Here is an 18,264-nt window from a genome sequence, read left to right as displayed (position 1 = left end):
CATGGCCGGTCTATATCTCGTAGCACCGCCGCCAGATCAGCCTTTGAGCATTCTCGCCGAGGAATTCCCGGAAAAACTGGCAGCCTTCAACGGCCTGACCCGCGACATGCGTGAAGCGGGGATCGCCATCAAGGCGTTGGTGCTGTCGGACAACAAAATCTTTGTCGACCACCACAGCCTCGACCTGCTGTCGCGTCGGTTTGGCCATGAGCTTCGCGGCATGCGTTGCAGCGCTGACGGGCGATTCGCCCGCAACACGGCGACGATCCGGGGCGTTGGCGTCGTCTGGTTCACCTTGGTCAAGGAGCAGGACAAATGAACCAGCCACTGGATAACTCAATTGAAGCTCTGCAGGACGCCGTTTGGTGCGAACTGCCAACCATGTCTTGGGCCGATGCCATGAGGCATGTGGCGGTGGTGCTTGAACATGTTCACCGCCCATCCGTGGCTTCTGACCATTTGGCGTCGGCCAGCGCCGCGATAGCTGAAAACCGGTTTCACGACGCGGGCCGCCATCTCCGGCGGGCGCTGATCTGTCTCGATGTTCGTTCCGGTGAACGGGTTGTTCGACAGGCTGAACTATTAGATGCCTTCGACCAAGCCCTGTTGGTGATGCCCTTTCTGTGGCTGGAGATTGGCTACAACCGGATCAGCGATTGGGAAGTCACGATTTACGACAAGGCCGGCGGCGCCAAGCGCGTGTCTTTACAGGTCAGCGGCTTGGGCGCTGACGAAACTTGCCGGCGCGCTGCGCAACAGCTCCGCCAAATACTTGAGGGAAAAACCAATGGCGACCAATGACATTCTGCAAGTTCCGGCGGGTTACCGCGTCGATGCGCTCGGCCGAATGGTGCCCGAGGCCTCCATCAAGCCTACGGATCTGTTGCGCGACAAACTGGTGATGGAGGCCATTGATCAGGCCAAGGCTATCAGCGCGATGTTGCTCAATTTCAAAGAACGCGTTTTCGGCGATATCGACGCCCTGGAACAGATCAGCAAAGAGCAGTACGGCGTTGTCTCGCGGGGCACGAAGGGCAATTTGACCCTGACCAGTTACGACGGCCGCTACAAGCTGATGCGCGCTAACCAGGATCAGATTGAGTTCAACGAACACCTTCAGTCCGCCAAAGCCCTGCTTGATGAGTGTGCCCATGAGTGGACGGCCAACTCACACCCCGGCGTCCGCGTGCTGATCAATGACGCATTCCGGGCCGACCGTAACGGTGAACTGCGGACGTCCCGAATCCTGTCCCTACGCCGCCACGACATTGATGACTCGCGCTGGAAGCGGGCGATGGAGGCTATCGGCGATGCGATCCAGGTCGCGGGCAGCCGCAGCTATATCCGACTGTACGAGCGCGTTGGCGATACAGACCGGTATGAAGCTATCAGTCTTGATTTGGCGGGGGTGTGACATGAGCAAGACCCTTATCGAATTTCAGGATCACCAGCAGGACTTCTTGATCTGGACAGTCGACGAAGCCGGCGTCGTTCTCAAAAGTTGGCCATATCAGACCGATATCTGGCGCGGGCTGACGGTCACCAACCTGGCCACTCTCAGGGCCGGCGGTCCGGTGGAATATAAAATGCGCGGCCTCGTCGGCAGCGTGAAGTACGCGGTTCAGTCGGTGCAGCCGCTGGAGCCTGTCGAGGTTTCTGTACGCATGGACGGCGATGGTTACGCCACCAGTACTGTGCGTGGAAAACGTGTGACCTGTACCCATGATTACGAGTATCCGGTTAAACGCCTCGCTGAAAAGTTGTTCCCTGACCGGTCCGCGAGCATTGAACGTCTGGAGTGCGTGCAGATCGGCCGTTTGCACAGCAAATGGCGAATCACCCCGGAGGAGCAGTGAGATGGACAACGGCCAAGGAGCTGAAACCAAGTTCGACACACTTGTTGTTGAAGGCATGACCGGCGCCATACCTCGGGAAATTGGAGGACTTCGTGTAGCTGCATGGTCTTCGGGTCATGCCCTCGACGATAGAAACGAATTTGAAGACTTCACTCGTGAACTATCCGTGGGTGGATTCGAAGACTCGCAGCAGGCTGCTATCGATCTGATGGAGCGCATGCAATGGGCATGAACAAGAAGGTACTGGCGCCGCTCTCTACCAGCACAGGCAAGCTCACATCCGGCGTATTGGAGTTCCAGGCGATTTGCGATCAATGCAACCGTCCGCGAGTTGTCGGTAGCCATGTGAAATGCAGCAAGATCCGGCAGCAGATCCACGCGGCCCGGAATGAGCGGCAAGTAAGCTCACGCTCACGGTCTGGAGGTGCCCAGTGAAAAAAGCGCCTACCAACCCAAACCGCCTGCCATTGATCAAGCTAATTCACGTTGCACGGCGTGAGCTGCGCATGGATGACGACACCTACCGCCTGATGCTGGCCGGCATGAAGGGATTGGACGGCGCGACGTCCACCGCTGACTTGAGCGTTCCAAACCTGCACCGGGTTTTGGAACAGCTCAAGTTGCGCGGCTTCACGGTCCGTCCAAGTAAGGCGCAACAGCGTCCGATGGCGGCCGACGGGCAGTCGCGGAAAATCCGGTCGATGTGGTTGACCCTTCACGACCTCGGCGCGGTGCGCGACCCGTCCGAGGAAGCGCTGGCAAAGTTCGTTTTGAATATGACTGGTGTCGCCGCACTGCAATGGCTCAAGGGCTCGCAGGCAAGTCGCGTAATCGAAAACCTGAAGCAATGGCAGCAACGTATCGAGCTGGCGCCTGCCACCGCAAAGGAGGGTGTATGACTGAGTTCAGAAGCAAAGGCCCCGAACTGCTGACAGATCTCACCGAGCACATCGCGGTTGCGCTCGTTGAGTTGGTGTCGATGGAGGAAGCCGCCGCTCGGCATGTGGCGCAGGAAGTATCTGACCGCATGGCGGCGCACTGGGGCGGCCAGAACCTGTATTTTCCGATGGGGCTATCGGTCAAGTTGAGCCGCCGTGATCGCCAGATCTATGACGAATTCAATGGCACCAACCACAGCGAGCTGGCGCGCAAGTACGCCGTGTCGCTCCAGTGGATTTACAAGATCGTCAAGGCAGTTCGAAAGGACGAGATAGCGCGCCGTCAGGGTGATATGTTTGGTCAAACGGACTCGTAATGGAGAACACAGTGTCACGCTCTACTATGGAAGCGCTACCCGAAGACATTTTGACCGAGCTGACAAGGAAGTATTTCGAGCAACGGTATTCGAGCCTAGATGACCACGTAGCTTGGCTAGCAGAGCAAGGTCATACCGTATCCAGGTTGTCACTTCATCGGTATATGGCGGCCATGAAGTATCCACACCTTGAAGATTTGGTCGAATGGAAGAAGGCCGTACAAAACGAAGAGTCTGTTCGTTTTCGCTGCCTGGAGATTGCTTCTACGCTTTACGAGGGGAGGGACCAGCGTGAGTTGTTGGGACTGGCTGAGGATCTCATAGAATGGATTCAGACCACTGACTCGGCCCGCAATCCCGTTGCATAGAGTGCAACGGTTTTGCAGTTTCGATCCCAGCAACGCCCACTATGGCCCCCCATATCCCATGATTATCTCAACCATCCCTAGATATTTATCTCGGTCCTGAACAGTGTCCATCGCCCCGGCGGAGTGCTACGCCCTCCTCACCCCCTTACTCGACGAACGCCTCGACGCGATCCGTCGGGATCTGGACTGAGGCTTATCTCCATTCGACTTCGCAACGGTGCAGAGGAGAGCCGTTTCAGTTCACCTCGCACCGGCCTTGCTTCAAACAAAGACAGAGGTATCTCACACCGTTGCTCAACGCCAGCTCACCTCATAATTTGGCATCGAGGCCAGCGAGCATTGCCTCCCCTAACGCTATTTTCCCGCTGTCTTTCAACGCCTGACCGGCACCGCGGATGTCTCTCGCTTCCTTGTTCTGACCCAACTTGAATTTACCGACCAATCGAGTGATCTCGATCTCTACCCCAACGATCGCTTTAAGCATCGAGGCGATATAGTCCTTGGGCGCATCCGTCATTTTCCATGGTTCAGGCTGGGACGACTCGTGGGTTCGGGTCAGGAGCGCCACCAATCCTCGAACGTAGCGTTCATCATCCCGGATGGTGATCCTCCCGTGCGCGTGCACCACCTTATAGTTCCAGGTCGGAACCTGCTTGTGGGCTTCGTGCTTGCTCGGATACCAGGTGGGCGAGATGTAAGCTTCAGCGCCACGAAAAACCACCAGCACTTCGTCCCCGTCCTTCACGTCTTGCCAGACCGGATTGGCTCGCGCTACGTGAGCATGGAGAACGCCGAACTGCCCTTCCGAAGCCTTCAACTCGAAAGGGATGTGGTTAGCATCCAGCCCGCTTTCGCCGTTGGTAAAAAGAATGCCAAGCGGGTTCTGAACCATCAGTTCATGAAGGGCTTCGGCCCGGGGCTCATCGAAATGGGCAGGTACGTACATATCAACTCCATCAATCGTCCAAGGGGTGGGGACATCGCAGAACAGCCAAGGAAACACTCGCCTTTTGCGAACGTCTCGGCAGTGGTGATGTGGCCTTCCTATGAATTGTGTTGGTTAACTGGCTCATGGTATAGAGCCAATATCCAACATAATTACTGAGCCAGAATTGATGGCACGAGAAGCGAACGTTGTTGAAATTCCATCGTTAGGCACGCTGGATCGAACCGCAGGTCAGTTAGGACGACAACTGGCTCAAGCGCTTCGGTCCGCGATCCGCAGGGGTGACGTCAAACCAGGTGAACCCCTGCCATCGACGCGCATTCTCGCCAAATCGCTGATGATTGCCCGAGGCACCGTTATCGAGGCCTTTGAGCAGTTGATCGCCGAGGGCTTCCTGGAATCCCGAGGTAGAGCAGGTACGCGGGTTGCCCGCTCTTTGGTAGACGCGGCGCCAACCAGCAAACCGGAAGACAGCCTGGCTGGAACAAGGTCGTGGACTCCCTCTGCGCGAATCGAAAGGTTCGCTCAGGTGGCCCGGCAATTTGGAGCGGCTCCCCAGATTCCGTTTTCAGTCTCCGTCCCGACTGGAAAAGCGGCGCCTGACGATATTTGGCGTCGCCTTGGCAATCGTATAAGGGCGCGCGGGCCCGGAGCTCCATCGGGGTACGGTGATCCACAGGGCGCTCTCGAGTTACGGGAAGCGGTAGCGGATTACGTACGCAAGTCACGATCTGTCCGGTGTGAAGCGAGCCAGGTCATCATCACATCCGGCACGCAACAAGGCCTGTACCTGGCGTGCCAGGTGCTGCTCGATGTTGGGGATTTTGCGTGGGTGGAGGATCCGGCCTACCGGGGTATCACCGGGATTCTGGAAAGCGCGGGCCATACGAATCAAATGATCCGCGTCCCTGTCGATTCCGAGGGCTTGAATGTTGAACGTGGAATAGAGCAATGCCCCCAGGCACGGGCAGCCTTCGTGACCTCTTCACACCAATATCCGCTCGGCATGCCGATGAGCATGGCCCGGCGCGAGGCCCTGTTGTCATGGGCCAGGGCCTGCGATGCCTGGATCGTCGAGGACGATTATGATGGTGAGTTGCGCTATGCGGGCCACCCTTTTCCATCCCTGCAGGGGCTGGACCCCGACCGCGTTATCTATTTGGGGACGTTCAGCAAAATACTGTTCCCATCGTTACGACTCGGCTACGCAATCGTTCCGCCTTACCTGGTGCAAGCCTTCTGTGGTGCAAGGGTTCTGATGGATCGGCATCCCGCCAACGCCGATCAGCATGTTCTCGCGGCATTCATCGCAGAAGGACATCTGGATCGACACATCCGGCGAATCCGCGGCGTGTACGCGGACATCCACAGGCAAATAATCGAGGCGGTTGCGAGGCTGATTCCTCGCGAATTGGCATGGCTGGAACCGAGCGATCAGGGCATGCATTTGGTGCTTTGGCTGGCAGAGGGAATCGACGATCAGTGGGTCGCCACCAAAGCCTTCGAAGTTCACGTATCGGTACGTGCAGTGTCCCCAATGTATGCCGGTGGCCATGGTCGTTCGGGGCTGATTTTGGGCTTGGGTGGTTTCAGTGCCGAGGAGATCGAGTCCGCCACCAGACGCCTTGCGCATGTCATCACGTTGGCTGCGCAGCCCCCTGCTGGATGATTTTGCGCCCTGTGCCCCGCAGCCCCGCCCGGCAAACAGGCGCCATCGGGCACCACACGGGTGCCGGTCAAGCGTTTCGCCGCTACAATGCGCACCTTGACCGTGACAAGCCAGACTAAAAAAACATGTCCCTACCCAAACATCACCTTGAACTGCTCAGCCCCGCCCGTGACGTGGCCATCGCTCGCGAGGCCATCCTGCATGGCGCCGACGCCGTGTACATCGGCGGCCCGAGCTTCGGCGCCCGGCACAACGCCTGTAACGAGGTGAGCGATATCGCCCAATTGGTGGAATTCGCCCGTCGCTATCACGCCCGGGTGTTCACCACCATCAACACAATCCTGCACGACAACGAACTGGAGCCGGCGCGCAAGCTGATCCACCAGTTGTACGACGCCGGCGTCGATGCGCTGATCGTCCAGGATCTGGGCGTGATGGAGCTGGACATTCCGCCGATCGAGCTGCACGCCAGCACCCAGACCGACATCCGCACCCTGGCACGGGCGAAGTTCCTCGATCAGGCCGGCTTCTCGCAACTGGTGCTGGCCCGCGAGCTGAACCTCCAGGAGATCCGCGCCATTGCCGACGAGACCGATGCGGCCATCGAGTTCTTTATCCACGGCGCGCTGTGCGTGGCGTTCTCCGGCCAATGCAACATCTCCCATGCGCAGACCGGTCGCAGCGCCAACCGTGGCGATTGCTCCCAGGCTTGCCGCCTGCCGTACACCCTCAAGGACGAAAAAGGCGGTGTGATCGCCTACGAAAAACACCTGCTGTCGATGAAGGACAACAACCAGAGCGCCAACATCCGCGCCCTGGTGGAAGCCGGCGTACGCTCGTTCAAGATCGAGGGGCGCTACAAGGACATGGGCTATGTGAAGAACATCACCGCCTACTATCGCCAGCGCCTGGACGACGTCCTCGAAGACCGCCCGGACCTGGCCCGCGCTTCCAGCGGCCGCACCGCGCACTTCTTCGTGCCCGATCCGGAAAAGACCTTCCACCGCGGCAGCACCGACTACTTCGTCAGCGACCGCAAGATCGACATCGGCGCCTTCGACACACCCACCTTCACCGGCCTGCCCGTGGGCGTGGTGGAGAAAGTCGGCAAGCGCGACTTGCTGGTGGTCACCCACGAACCGCTGTCCAACGGCGACGGCCTCAATGTGCTGGTCAAACGCGAGGTGGTGGGCTGGCGCACCAACATCGCCGAGCCCAAGGGCGAGTTCATCGATGACGGTGAAAAGCGCTACCGCTACCGTGTCGAGCCCAACGAAATGCCGAAAGGGCTGCATCAGCTGCGGCCGAACCACCCGCTGAGCCGCAACCTCGACCACAACTGGCAACAGGCCCTGATCAAGACCTCCGCCGAGCGCCGGGTGGGTCTTGCCTGGGTCGCTCGCCTGCGCGAGGATCGCCTGGAACTGACCGCCACCAGCGAAGAAGGTGTCAGCGCCAGCGTCGCCCTGGACGGCCCATTCGGTCTGGCCAACAAGCCGGAACAGGCCCTGGAGCAACTGCACGACCTGCTCGGCCAACTGGGCACCACGCAGTACCACGCCACGGCTATCGAGCTGGATGCACCGCAGGCGTATTTCGTCCCCAACTCGCAGCTCAAGACCTTGCGCCGCGAAGTCATCGAAGCGCTGACCGCGGCCCGCATCCAAGCCCACCCTCGGGGTGGTCGCAAGGCCGAGACCGATCCGCCACCGGTGTATCCGGAGTCGCACCTGTCGTTCCTGGCCAACGTCTACAACCAGAAAGCCCGCGACTTCTATCACCGTCACGGTGTCAAGCTGATCGACGCGGCCTATGAGGCTCACGAGGAGACCGGCGAAGTGCCGGTGATGATCACCAAGCACTGCCTGCGCTTCTCCTTCAACCTCTGCCCCAAGCAGGCCAAGGGCGTCACCGGCGTACGCACCAAGGTCGCGCCGATGCAACTGGTGCACGGTGACGAGGTACTGACGCTGAAGTTCGACTGCAAGCCCTGCGAGATGCACGTGATCGGCAAGATGAAGGGGCACATCCTTGGCCTGCCACAACCGGGCAGCGCGGTGCAGCAAGTTGTCGGCCACATCAGCCCTGAAGACCTGCTCAAGACCATCCCTCGCGCGCCCCACTGAGTGACGGGCGAGCGCGCCGCTACGGCGTCGCGCTCGCTGCGCTCTCATGTCGGCTGAATGAGCGACACAAAAAACGCCAAGCCGGATCGGCGTTGGCGTTTCTCGTAAAGACAACCATCCCGGAGCTGCGCAATACCTGCAGGCTAAGCCATATCGGGATGGATGTAAGAAAATGGCAGGGGCGGCTGGATTCGAACCAACGCATGGCAGGATCAAAACCTGCTGCCTTACCGCTTGGCGACGCCCCTGTATCTGTTGCGACGAGTGCCCGGCACTCTCTTTCTGATTGTGCAGCTTGCGAGCAATATCGAGCTGCTGCGTCCCTGCACTGCAAGCCCTGTAAGGACCTCTGCAAGAACGCGCGGAAATTTATCAACTTTCGTTGCGTCTGGGAAGACCAAAAATAAACTAATTTGTTTTAAAACAGATATTTACTGTTGATCCAGGCTATTCGGGACATCCGGAGGGTGCCATGGCAGCTGTTACCGATACGCTGAAGTTGTTTCTCGCCGGCGACGTCATGACCGCCCGCGGCATCGACTCGGTACTGCCGCACCCTGGCGATCCACGGCTTTACGAAGCCTGCGTCAAGGGTGGTCGCCTCCATTCACTGGGGTGGCAACTGGGGGTTCGATATCCCGCGCGAGCAAGTCCGGTTCGCCCATGCCTTGATCGACGAGGCCGGAGTTGACGTGGTGCACGGGCATTCCTCGCACCACGTCAAGGGCATCGAGGTGTACCGCGAACGCCTGATTCTCTATGGCTGCGGTGATCTGCTGAACGATTACGAAGGCATCGAGGGCCACTCAACCTATCGCGGCGACCTGGGGCTTCTGTACTTTGCCTCGTTGGCCCCGGACGGGCACCTGCAGACGCTGGAGCTGATACCCACCCGCCTCTGCCGCTTTCGCCTCTGTCGCGCCGAAGGGGATGACCGTCAATGGCTGCACGACACCCTTTCTCGTGAGTGCGCACGCTTGGGCAGCAGCCTCCGGCCGGGTGCGAAAAATGCCTTCGAGCTGCGTTGGTAGGTGCCTACCTTTGTGGCGAGCGAGCTTGCTCGCGTTGGGCTGCGTAGCGGCCCCAAAAATCTGATAACAATCACCGATTTTTGTGAGTGCTACGCACTCAAGCGGGAGCAAGCTCCCTCGCCACAGGTTTCTCACTGACTCAAGACTCTATTAAATGAACAGCATCGGGGAACCTTCCCGGTTTTTTCATTTCTGCGTCGCTTTTGCATTTCTGTGCGACAGATCGCACTTCATGGACTCCCGTACCACTCCCTCTTGGTGTTAGTTTGGAAAAGTTTCTGACTAATCAATCAGATATTTCTTACCAACCACCTGCAAAGGAATGCCCCCAGCAATGGATTTCTCACTCAAGCACCTGGCCGCGACAACCCTGATGCTAGCCAGCCTTTCGTCGTTCACCACGTCAGCACATGCCAACATCACCCCGCAACAGAGCGCGACCATCCTCAAGACCTTCAGCGATGCATCGGTAACGGATTTCAGGCAGTTCCTGGGACGCCTGGCCAAGAGCGAGCTTGCCAAAACCGGCGACCTCGGCCCGGCAATCAGTGCTTTCCAGGGCAACAAGCCCCTTTCCGCTGAACAGCAAAACGAGATCCATCGCCTGCTCGGCCTCTATGCGCGGGTGAAGTACGGCAACGCTGCCACCGAGACCCTGCGCGAGCTGGTGGCCATCCCGACCTTCCGCGTGGACGGCGTGGCCCAGCACGACAATCCCGAATTCATCAAGATCGCCGACAAGCTCAAGGGCCTTGCCCAGGCCTTTAACCTGAACTTTCGCAACATCGACAATCGCGTCTATGAAATCTCCCTGGAAGGCAGTGGCGATGAAGTCGTGGGCATTCACGCCCATGCCGATGTGGTGCCCGTGACTCCAGAGAACTGGGTCCTGAAAGACGGCACCCGCCTCGATCCGTTCAAGGTTACCCAGGTCGGCGACCGTATGTATGGCCGAGGCACCGAGGATGACAAGAACGGCATCGTGGTCGCGCTCTACGCCATGAAAATCATCAAGGAAGAGAAGCTGCCGCTGGCTCGCCATTTCAAGCTGCTGGTAGACACCACCGAAGAAACCACCGGCGACGCCATCCCCTATTACTTCGAACACAACCCGACACCCAACTACAACCTGGCGCTGGATGGCGGCTACCCAGTGGTGATTGCCGAGAAAGGCTACGGCACCGTCATGGCGAACTTTGCCCGGCGTAACGGTCAGGGCAAGGGCGCCGAAATCACCTCAATGACCGGCGGCCTGGCAACCAATCAGATTCCGTCGACGTCGGTCGCTACCCTTGTGACTGACAAGCCCGCCGAATTGGCCGCCAGCCTGCAGAAGGCTGGCACCGATTATGCCAAGCGCAATGGCGGCGACTTCAGCGTGACCGCCAAGGTCGTCGGCAAGGACGTCAAGCTCACGGTCACCGGCGTTTCTGCCCACTCCTCCGAGCCCGAGTCAGGCATCAACCCAGTGGCACGGATGCTGGGCTTCATCAACAGCCTCGACGGCAAGGTCGCGCTCAAGCACAACCACATGACCGACGCCGCCCGCTACGCCGTCGACAATTGGGGGTTGGACTACCTGGGAGGCAAGTTGGGGGTCGGTTTTTCCGATGCCTTCATGGGCCCGCTGACCACCTCCCTGACCTATGTCGGGATGGATGAAAAAGCCTTCAAGCTCGCGGTCAACCTGCGCGTGCCGAAGGGCAAGTCCCCGGAAGCGCTCAAAGCTGAAATCGCCGAAAAGCTGGGTGCCTGGAGCAAGAAGACTCACATTGCAGTGGCCTTCGACTACTCGATCGCCGAGCCGATGTACCGCAACCCTGAGGGTGAATGGGTCAAGGCGCTGTTGGCGGTGGCCAGCGAGAACCTTGGCATGGAACACAAGTTCGGTACCTCAGCCGGCGCCACTTCGGTCCATGAGCTGCCCAACGGCGTGCAGTTCGGTTTGGCCAGGCCCGAGCTCAAGTACACCGGCCACAACGACAACGAGTTCAAGACCGTCGACCAGTTCCTGCTGGACTTGCAGATCGTTACCGAAATGTTCGGGCGCATCGGGCAGTTGCCGAAACTCTGATCTCCCCCTTTCGGACCCGCCATTCTGGCGGGTCCATCGTTTTGAGCGTCTTGCCATGAACCGGCGGCTCTCGCATAACTGGCCTATTCTGAATCAGCCGACAAGGCGTAAAACCCTTCCGGCGTACCGGACTCTTACCGCAATGGAGGCTAAGCGATGAAGGAGCAATCGATTGAGTTCCGCGCTGGAGATGAGCACTTGGGTGAGGGACACTTTGAAGAGGGGCACTCTGCGCTCCTCGCCATGACCCACCCCCCCCAATCTTCCACGACCAACAGCCGCATCGAGCTTTACACCCAGGAGTCGATGGTCAACTGGCTAGGCCCGTTTCAGCTCATGCGCACGGGCTTGCAATCGGCCGCGGCCACCACCATGGGTGCCTTCGCGGACCCACGCGATGTGCTGGCCCTGCTCAACCCTCGGGACGCTAACCCGCCCATCCAGGTGGCTGCCGACGGAGACGTGTGGGTCGACTATCTGGCCGATACCGGCGATGGCTGGGACTCCACCTATTCCATGGCGCTGTGCGTCAGCCAGGATGTCAAGTTGCCGGAGCTCACGCTGCCGCGCGGCGACGTGCTGCTGCTCGGCGGCGATCAGGTCTACCCCACACCGGCCCAATCCGGCTATCGCACCCGCTTCCTCGATCCCTTCCGCGCTGCCTTTCCCGCGCCGGTCCCCAAGGTTCGCCCGAATGAGCAGGACCAGCCCGTGCCGCAGCCAGGTGCACCGTGGATGGTGGCGACGCCCGGCAACCACGATTGGTATGACGGCCTGCGCGGTTTCTCTCAACTGTTTTGCGAGCAGAAGCCCATCGGAGGCTGGGAAACCCGTCAACACACCAGTTACTACGTGCTGCAACTGCCCAATGGCTGGTGGATCTGGGGCCTGGACCTGCAATTGGAGTCGATGATCGACCGACAGCAGAAGCAGTACTTCGAAGAGATGCGCGCCAAACTGCAACCAGGCGACCGCGTGATCCTCTGCACACCCGAGCCGAGCTGGGTGGATGAGGCCGAACGACTCGCGCGCGTGGGGCGCAAGACCCTGCCCTCGATCGAGACCCAGACCTTGCGCTTCAGCAGTCTGCGCGAGATCGAACAGCTCTTGGGTGACCACTTGGCGGTGGTCCTGGCCGGGGACTCGCACCACTACGCGCGCTACCAGCCAAAAGCCGGCAGCCAAGCACCGCAGCGCATCACCTGCGGAGGCGGTGGCGCCTTCCTGCATGGCACTCATCAACTTCCAGATCCGCCCGAACCGATCAGTGTCGGCGGAACGCCGCAGCACTACGAGCTGGCGGCATCCTACCCGGACAAAAAAACCTCCGAACAGCTGCGTAATCGGGCATGGCGGCTACCCACCCACAACCTCTCGTTCTGCGGCATGCTGGCCATCATGTACTTGCTGTTCGACTGGATGGTAGAAAGCGCCAGCAAGGTGCCCCACCCGGCGCGCGATAATCGCAGCCTGGTCGAGGTATTGTCTGGCCTCGAAGTGTCTATTCCCAACCTGCGCGAGGTATGGCGACAGTTGGTCCTGGTCCTGGCACACAGTCCTTCTTCGGTGATGTTTGCCGTGACCATTGTGCTGGGCTGCGCAGTGCTCTCAGCCGCCGGGGTCAAACGTACCCGAAAGCTTGCCTATGGCATCGGGGCCGTTCACGGCTTGCTTCACCTGGGACTGGCGATCGGGCTGCTATGGCTCATGGGCCGTATCAACATCCACTACTTGCAGTTCGAGGTAGAAAACCTGTTCCAGGTCTTGTTGTTCCTGGTGGGGACGCTGGTGCTCGGCGGCAGTTTGGGAGGCCTGCTATTCGGTGCCTGGATGGTCATGGCCAACACTTTATGGGGGCTGCATAGTGAGGTGGTTTTTTCCTCGCAACGCATCGCCGGCCACAAATGCTTCCTGCGCATGCACTTCAACGGAGACCAACTCACCCTTTACCCGCTCAAATTGGAGAAGGTCTGCCGGCGCTGGTCTGTGGCGTCGGGAGTTGCCAAACTGGCGAAGGTGCAGCGCACCTGGAGGTTGCGGGCAACGCCTGAAAGCACTGGCCCGCGCTTCGTGCCAACCTCGGGCGAACTTGAACTGCGGCTGATCGAGCCGCCCATCGTGATTCGGCGTGGAGGAACCAGCTCATAAGTTCGCCTGCCTCAACGAACAAGGGTTGGATTTGAATGACCCTGGCGGCATGCCATTGTCATTGCGCGATGCTGGCCGACCCGACGCACACCCGAATCAAACCCGGCCGCCTGAGCTGACTCAAACTCAGCTCGACGCGCTGGCGGTTAAAGTCCGGGCGGCCTGTCCTTATTCACAATCGAAATATGCGGTGCCGCGCTTTCGCGTACTCATCCCCTTTCCTCCTCCCACGTAGTCTGAAACTCCCACCCCGTCTGGGAGTATCCGCCGATGCGCAATCCCCGGCGCTTATCCATAGTTGCGACCAAAGGTCAACGGTCAGGCCTCGATGACCGCAACTACTCTGGAGAAAGTCATGGCTATTGGTGACCAAAACTCATCGCTAACCGACGTGACAACATCGATTACCGCCAACGCTCTGAGCGTCGTGGCCACCGGCGTGGACGTTTCGCTGGATGAAACGGCCGGGTTGCAGAACCTCACCGCCACGCCAAGCCCTTCGGGAGACGCTGACGACAACGACACGGCGACACCCCTGCCCTCGGCCTTCTCTACCCGTTTGACCGCCCTTGGGGCAGGTACCGCACTGGATGCGGCCTTGAGTGGCTATACCGGTGACGTGGGCAATACGGGCAGCGATGCGTTCACCATCAGCGGCGCAACAAGCGCTACCGATGTCAGCTTCGTCGGCAGCACTGGCGCACCGCTCAATGGCGCGGACAGCGGACTGGTTACCCTCGATGGCATCAGCATCTTTCTCTATACCGATACGAACAACAACATCGTTCTGGGCCGAGCCGGGAGCGCAACCGGCGCGATCGTGTTCGCTGCCTATATCGAAGAAACCGGATCGCCGGTCACGGGCGGCAAGATCTGGACCGTGGAGTACCAACCGCTCAAGCATCCAGGTATGACGAACCCCGATGACTCGGTCGATCTGACGGGTAAGGTTTTCATCGGAGCCAGTCAGAACCTGGAATTCACTCTGGCCGGTGCGCCCTCGGGTCAGAACCTCTTCCTGATGTTCACGACAGCGACCCCGGCAACTGAAACGGTCAATGGTGTCGTGCGGATCACGGATCCCGCCATCATTGCCACCGGCAAGCTACCGGCGAATCAGTCCGGGCTTGACCCCAACGACCCGAAAGACGACATCAGTATCACGACTGGCGACACGATCAATACCAGCCAGGCGGGTGGGCCGACCACCTTCGGCACCAACAACCAGATGATTACGGAACAGGAAGGCATCCGTTTTTCGTTCGTCACCGGTGCCAGGCAGAATGTGACCATTCCCAACCTGGATCAGAACGAAGCCGATCTTGAATCCAACATCGACTTTACCGGCGTCGTCAATGTGAAGACGGTCAGTTTCGACGTCGTGCAGTTGCAAAGCGGCAAGAGTGCTGTCGTAAAAATCAGCGCATTCAGCACTGCTGTTGAATCTGGCACGCAATTCATCGACGGATATGCGAATGATACGAAGGTTGACATCGTCAGTGTTCGCGTCCTCAACAGCACCGGGACGGTGATCGAGAATTCAGCCGGACCGGAGGATGATCCGGCCATTGCCATCAGCTTCGTTAGTGGGGTTGCAACCATCACCGGCATCAAAGCCGGCTACCAGATTGAATACACCACAACGTTGGATCACAACCGAGTGCTCATCGAGAACGGGGCGCCCCTCGACGCCAGGGGCAATACCCACGCCGATTTTGATATCGATGGCCTCCACCTGCTCCAAGCCTCTGTTACGAGCGCCGAAATCGGTTCCAAGATGATCTTCGACGACGACGGGCCGGCGGCAGCCGGGACCGCCGTAACGGGCACCGTCGACGAGGACGGCCTGACCAATGGCATTGCCGGTGGTACGGGCGACGTGGCTGGCGAGGCGACCACGGCCAGCGGCAGCGTGACCGGTATCTTCCAGTCCGGTGTCGACACACCGCTGAGCTATGCCTTGTCGAGTGATACCAGCGGCTTGCTGGCGCTGAGTTCGGGCGGGGTGGCGCTGGTGTACAGCGTCGTGGGCAACACGCTCACCGCCAAGGCCGGCGCGACCGATGTGTTCACCTTCAGCCTCACCACAGCGGGTGCATACACCTTCACGCTGCTCAAGGCGCTGGATCACGCAGCAGGCAACAACGAGAACGACATCACCATCAACCTGGGCTCGCTGCTGCAAGCCACCGACAAGGACGGTGACACAGTGACGGCCGCGGCCGAGAAGCTGGTCATCACCGTCGACGACGACACGCCGACGGCGACCGGGACCGCCGTGACGGGAACCGTCGACGAGGACGGCCTGGCCAGTGGCATTGCCGGTGGTACGGGCGACGTGACTGGCGAGGCGACCACGGCCAGCGGCAGCGTGACCGGCATCTTCCAGTCTGGCGCCGACACGCCGCTGAGCTATGCCTTGTCGAGTGATACCAGCGGCTTGCCAGCGCTGAACTCGGGCGGAGTGGCGCTGGTGTACAGCGTCTTGGGTGACACGCTCACCGCCAAGGCCGGCGCGACCGACGTGTTTACCTTCAGCCTCTCCGCAGCGGGTGCATACACCTTCACGCTGCTCAAGCCGCTGGATCACGCGGCAGGCAACAACGAGAACGACATCACCATCAACCTGGGCTCGCTGCTGCAAGCCACCGACAAGGACGGTGACACAGTGACAGCCGCGGCCGAGAAGCTGGTCATCACCGTCGACGACGACACGCCGACGGCGACCGGGACCGCCGTAACGGGAACCGTCGACGAGGACGGCCTGGCCAATGGCATCGCCGGTGGTACGGGCGACGTGGCTGGCCAGGCGACCACGGCCAGCGGCAGCGTGACCGGCATCTTCCAGTCCGGCGCCGACACGCCGCTGAGCTATGCCTTATCGAGTGACACCAGCGGCTTGCCGGCGCTGAGCTCGGGCGGGGTGGCGCTGGTATACAGCGTCTTGGGCAACACGCTCACCGCCAAGGCCGGCGCGACCGACGTGTTCACCTTCAGCCTTACCGCAGCGGGTGCGTACAGCTTTACGCTGCTCAAGGCGCTGGATCACGCGGCAGGCAACAACGAGAACGACATCACCATCAACCTGGGCTCGCTGCTGCAAGCCACCGACAAGGACAGCGACACGGTGACGGCCGCGGCCGAGAAACTAGTCATCACCGTCGACGACGACACCCCGATCGTGACGGCCAAGTCGAGTCTGGTCTACGCGAACGAGAGCAACGGGTCGCTTGTGACGGATATCGGTGGAACGGGCCTCTTCGCTTACTCGATTGGCGCGGACCAGCATGCGACGCCTTACAGTGCGTCGAACTCCGACTTCCTGTCCGTGGCCCTCACGGGCGTCACGGTGGGTACGAACCCCATCACCAGTAAAACGGTGACTTGGGTCTCGGAGAATGATAGCCAGGCGACATTCAACGTGGGCTTCACCTACGTGTCCAACAATCCGGCGCAAGGAGCGACCACCAACGCCACCGGCACGCTGATCTTTGACAAGGTTGCTGACACCTATACCTTGAAACTGGCTCAGGAGATTGAGAGCTTCAGCATCCTGAACACCTCGACGCCTGGCAACCCCCTCAAGGGCTATGCGCTCGACTCAGCCACGATCGTTGGATCGAATCCGCCGGTCTCGGTGATGACGCTTGCCAGCAACTTCTTTGTGCAGTTCGAAGGATTTGGCGTGAACAACGGAACGCCGCAAACCTTCGCTTACGACACCACCACAGGCTTGTTCTCGAATGATCGACGGTATGTCACGGTCTCATCGGATTCGATTGGCGCTGCCAGCGACACGCTCCAATCGGACGAGGTGATCGATCTGGACTTTTACAAAACAAATCCCCTGGGGTTCACCAACTCTACCGCGGAGAGGGCCACGAGCAAGGCGGTCTTTATCGAGTTCACACAGGCTGGTATTGGCGCTGGCAAAGACATGCTGGTGGTGTTGAAGCTGGTTGATGACAATGACGCTACGCACACAATCAATCGGACCTTCATTGTTGGAAACTCAAGCGGCAATGACGACGTAATCAACTCCAGTGTGCCCTCCTACGGATTCGTCGCTCAGGCACAAAACGGCATCGTGGTCTTCGAGAGCAATGACTACAACTTCACCGGAGAACACTACTCGATCCAGGGTGCGCAAGTGGTGACATCGACCCAAGGCGTAAGCGGAAGCGGGTACCAGCTCAATGGGGTCATCGACAATCCCGCGACTCCGGGGATTGAGGGTGCAACGCTCAGTAATAGCCTGACCGCTTTCGGCGGCGACACGACTGAGGGGAATAACGAACCCATCAAGATCGTCAACATCGGCTTCGTGTCCACGTCGACACCGGACGCCCATCTGACCTTCGATGTGGTGCTGGCGGATGCCGACAGTGACGCGACGGCCACGCAAACCCTGGACGTGACGATTGTTGGCGACAACCGCGTGACGGCCTCAACGGGTGCGAACACCTTCGTGATCGCCGACACCGACGTCGACGGGCTGCTCTCTGTGGGCTTGACTGTCATCGATGGCGGCTTTGCCACCGGCACTGACACGTTCAACTTCACGGTAGCGGGTTCGGGGGCGAACTACACCGAAGTGCTGGCACCGGTCGCCAACCTGGCGGCGTTCACAGCCGCCGCCGATATCGCGCTGGACGGCACGAAGACCTACTACTTTGGCGTCGTTGGAGGCGATGGCTACCTGGCATTCGATGCGGACGGCAACGGTATCACCACCATCATCCAGTTGGTCGGTGTAACCGACATAGCAAGCACTGATATTGTCTGAGTACC

General features: G+C 59.7%; 14 protein-coding genes, 1 tRNA gene and 1 pseudogene. 14 read left to right on the top strand and 2 right to left on the bottom strand.

Annotation, left to right across the window (positions count from 1 at the left end):
* Position 1 precedes the first annotated feature (1 nt).
* From QMK51_RS12680 to QMK51_RS12645, 8 genes are all read left to right on the top strand, one after another.
* Positions 2–319, top strand: coding sequence for a hypothetical protein (locus QMK51_RS12680; protein WP_258699732.1), 318 nt, complete (start codon positions 2–4; stop codon positions 317–319).
* Positions 316–801 carry a hypothetical protein gene (locus QMK51_RS12675; RefSeq protein ID WP_320394272.1) on the top strand — a complete coding sequence of 162 codons (486 nt, stop codon included), beginning with the start codon at positions 316–318 and terminating at the stop codon, positions 799–801. Before QMK51_RS12680 ends, QMK51_RS12675 begins: the two co-directional genes overlap by 4 nt.
* Positions 788–1,414: a DUF3164 family protein gene (locus QMK51_RS12670; RefSeq protein ID WP_258699730.1), complete on the top strand. Its 627-nt coding sequence runs from the start codon at positions 788–790 to the stop codon at positions 1,412–1,414. The genes QMK51_RS12675 and QMK51_RS12670 overlap by 14 nt, the downstream gene beginning before the upstream one ends.
* Before the next feature lies 1 nt (position 1,415).
* On the top strand, positions 1,416–1,856 hold the full coding sequence (locus QMK51_RS12665; RefSeq protein WP_320394271.1) for a hypothetical protein: 441 nt from the start codon (positions 1,416–1,418) through the stop codon (positions 1,854–1,856).
* Between the two features lies 1 nt (position 1,857).
* Positions 1,858–2,088, top strand: coding sequence for a hypothetical protein (locus tag QMK51_RS12660; RefSeq protein ID WP_320394270.1), 231 nt, complete (start codon positions 1,858–1,860; stop codon positions 2,086–2,088).
* 199 nt (positions 2,089–2,287) lie between these two features.
* The gene (locus tag QMK51_RS12655) at positions 2,288–2,755 is read left to right on the top strand and encodes a regulatory protein GemA (protein ID WP_320394269.1); all 468 of its coding nucleotides are present in this window, start codon (positions 2,288–2,290) and stop codon (positions 2,753–2,755) included.
* Positions 2,752–3,111, top strand: a complete 360-nt coding sequence (locus QMK51_RS12650; RefSeq protein WP_258699725.1) for a Mor transcription activator family protein — start codon at positions 2,752–2,754, stop codon at positions 3,109–3,111. The genes QMK51_RS12655 and QMK51_RS12650 overlap by 4 nt, the downstream gene beginning before the upstream one ends.
* An 11-nt stretch (positions 3,112–3,122) precedes the next feature.
* On the top strand, positions 3,123–3,479 hold the full coding sequence (locus QMK51_RS12645; RefSeq protein ID WP_320394268.1) for a phage protein Gp27 family protein: 357 nt from the start codon (positions 3,123–3,125) through the stop codon (positions 3,477–3,479).
* Between the two features lie 310 nt (positions 3,480–3,789).
* Here the strand turns inward: QMK51_RS12645 and QMK51_RS12640 are convergent, their stop codons facing one another.
* On the bottom strand, positions 3,790–4,425 hold the full coding sequence (locus tag QMK51_RS12640) for an FMN-binding negative transcriptional regulator (protein WP_320394267.1): 636 nt from the start codon (positions 4,423–4,425) through the stop codon (positions 3,790–3,792).
* A 169-nt stretch (positions 4,426–4,594) separates the two neighbouring features.
* On the opposite strand from QMK51_RS12640, the gene QMK51_RS12635 reads away from it, so the two are divergent.
* Positions 4,595–6,094, top strand: a complete 1,500-nt coding sequence (locus QMK51_RS12635) for a PLP-dependent aminotransferase family protein (protein WP_320394266.1) — start codon at positions 4,595–4,597, stop codon at positions 6,092–6,094.
* A 125-nt stretch (positions 6,095–6,219) separates the two neighbouring features.
* A complete protein-coding gene (locus QMK51_RS12630) occupies positions 6,220–8,220 on the top strand; it encodes a peptidase U32 family protein (protein WP_258700330.1) in 2,001 nt (666 codons plus the stop codon).
* Between the two features lie 173 nt (positions 8,221–8,393).
* On the opposite strand, the gene QMK51_RS12625 is transcribed toward QMK51_RS12630, so the two are convergent.
* Positions 8,394–8,468, bottom strand: a tRNA-Gln gene (locus QMK51_RS12625).
* A gap of 330 nt (positions 8,469–8,798) precedes the next feature.
* Between QMK51_RS12625 and QMK51_RS12620 the strand changes: the two are divergent.
* From QMK51_RS12620 to QMK51_RS12605, 4 genes and pseudogenes are all read left to right on the top strand, one after another.
* A pseudogene (locus QMK51_RS12620) lies at positions 8,799–9,251 on the top strand (CapA family protein); the annotation flags it as partial.
* 334 nt (positions 9,252–9,585) lie between these two features.
* Positions 9,586–11,325: a dipeptidase gene (locus QMK51_RS12615; RefSeq protein WP_320394265.1), complete on the top strand. Its 1,740-nt coding sequence runs from the start codon at positions 9,586–9,588 to the stop codon at positions 11,323–11,325.
* Positions 11,326–11,481: 156 nt separating this feature from the next.
* On the top strand, positions 11,482–13,473 hold the full coding sequence (locus QMK51_RS12610; protein ID WP_320394264.1) for a metallophosphoesterase: 1,992 nt from the start codon (positions 11,482–11,484) through the stop codon (positions 13,471–13,473).
* Between the two features lie 355 nt (positions 13,474–13,828).
* On the top strand, positions 13,829–18,259 hold the full coding sequence (locus QMK51_RS12605; protein WP_320394263.1) for a hypothetical protein: 4,431 nt from the start codon (positions 13,829–13,831) through the stop codon (positions 18,257–18,259).
* The last annotated feature ends 5 nt before the right edge of the window (positions 18,260–18,264 follow it).

This window comes from Pseudomonas sp. P9_31, assembly GCF_034008235.1.
Classification (GTDB): domain Bacteria; phylum Pseudomonadota; class Gammaproteobacteria; order Pseudomonadales; family Pseudomonadaceae; genus Aquipseudomonas.
Note: the sequence above shows the minus strand (reverse complement) of the source record. Positions and strands in the feature narration are given on the sequence as shown.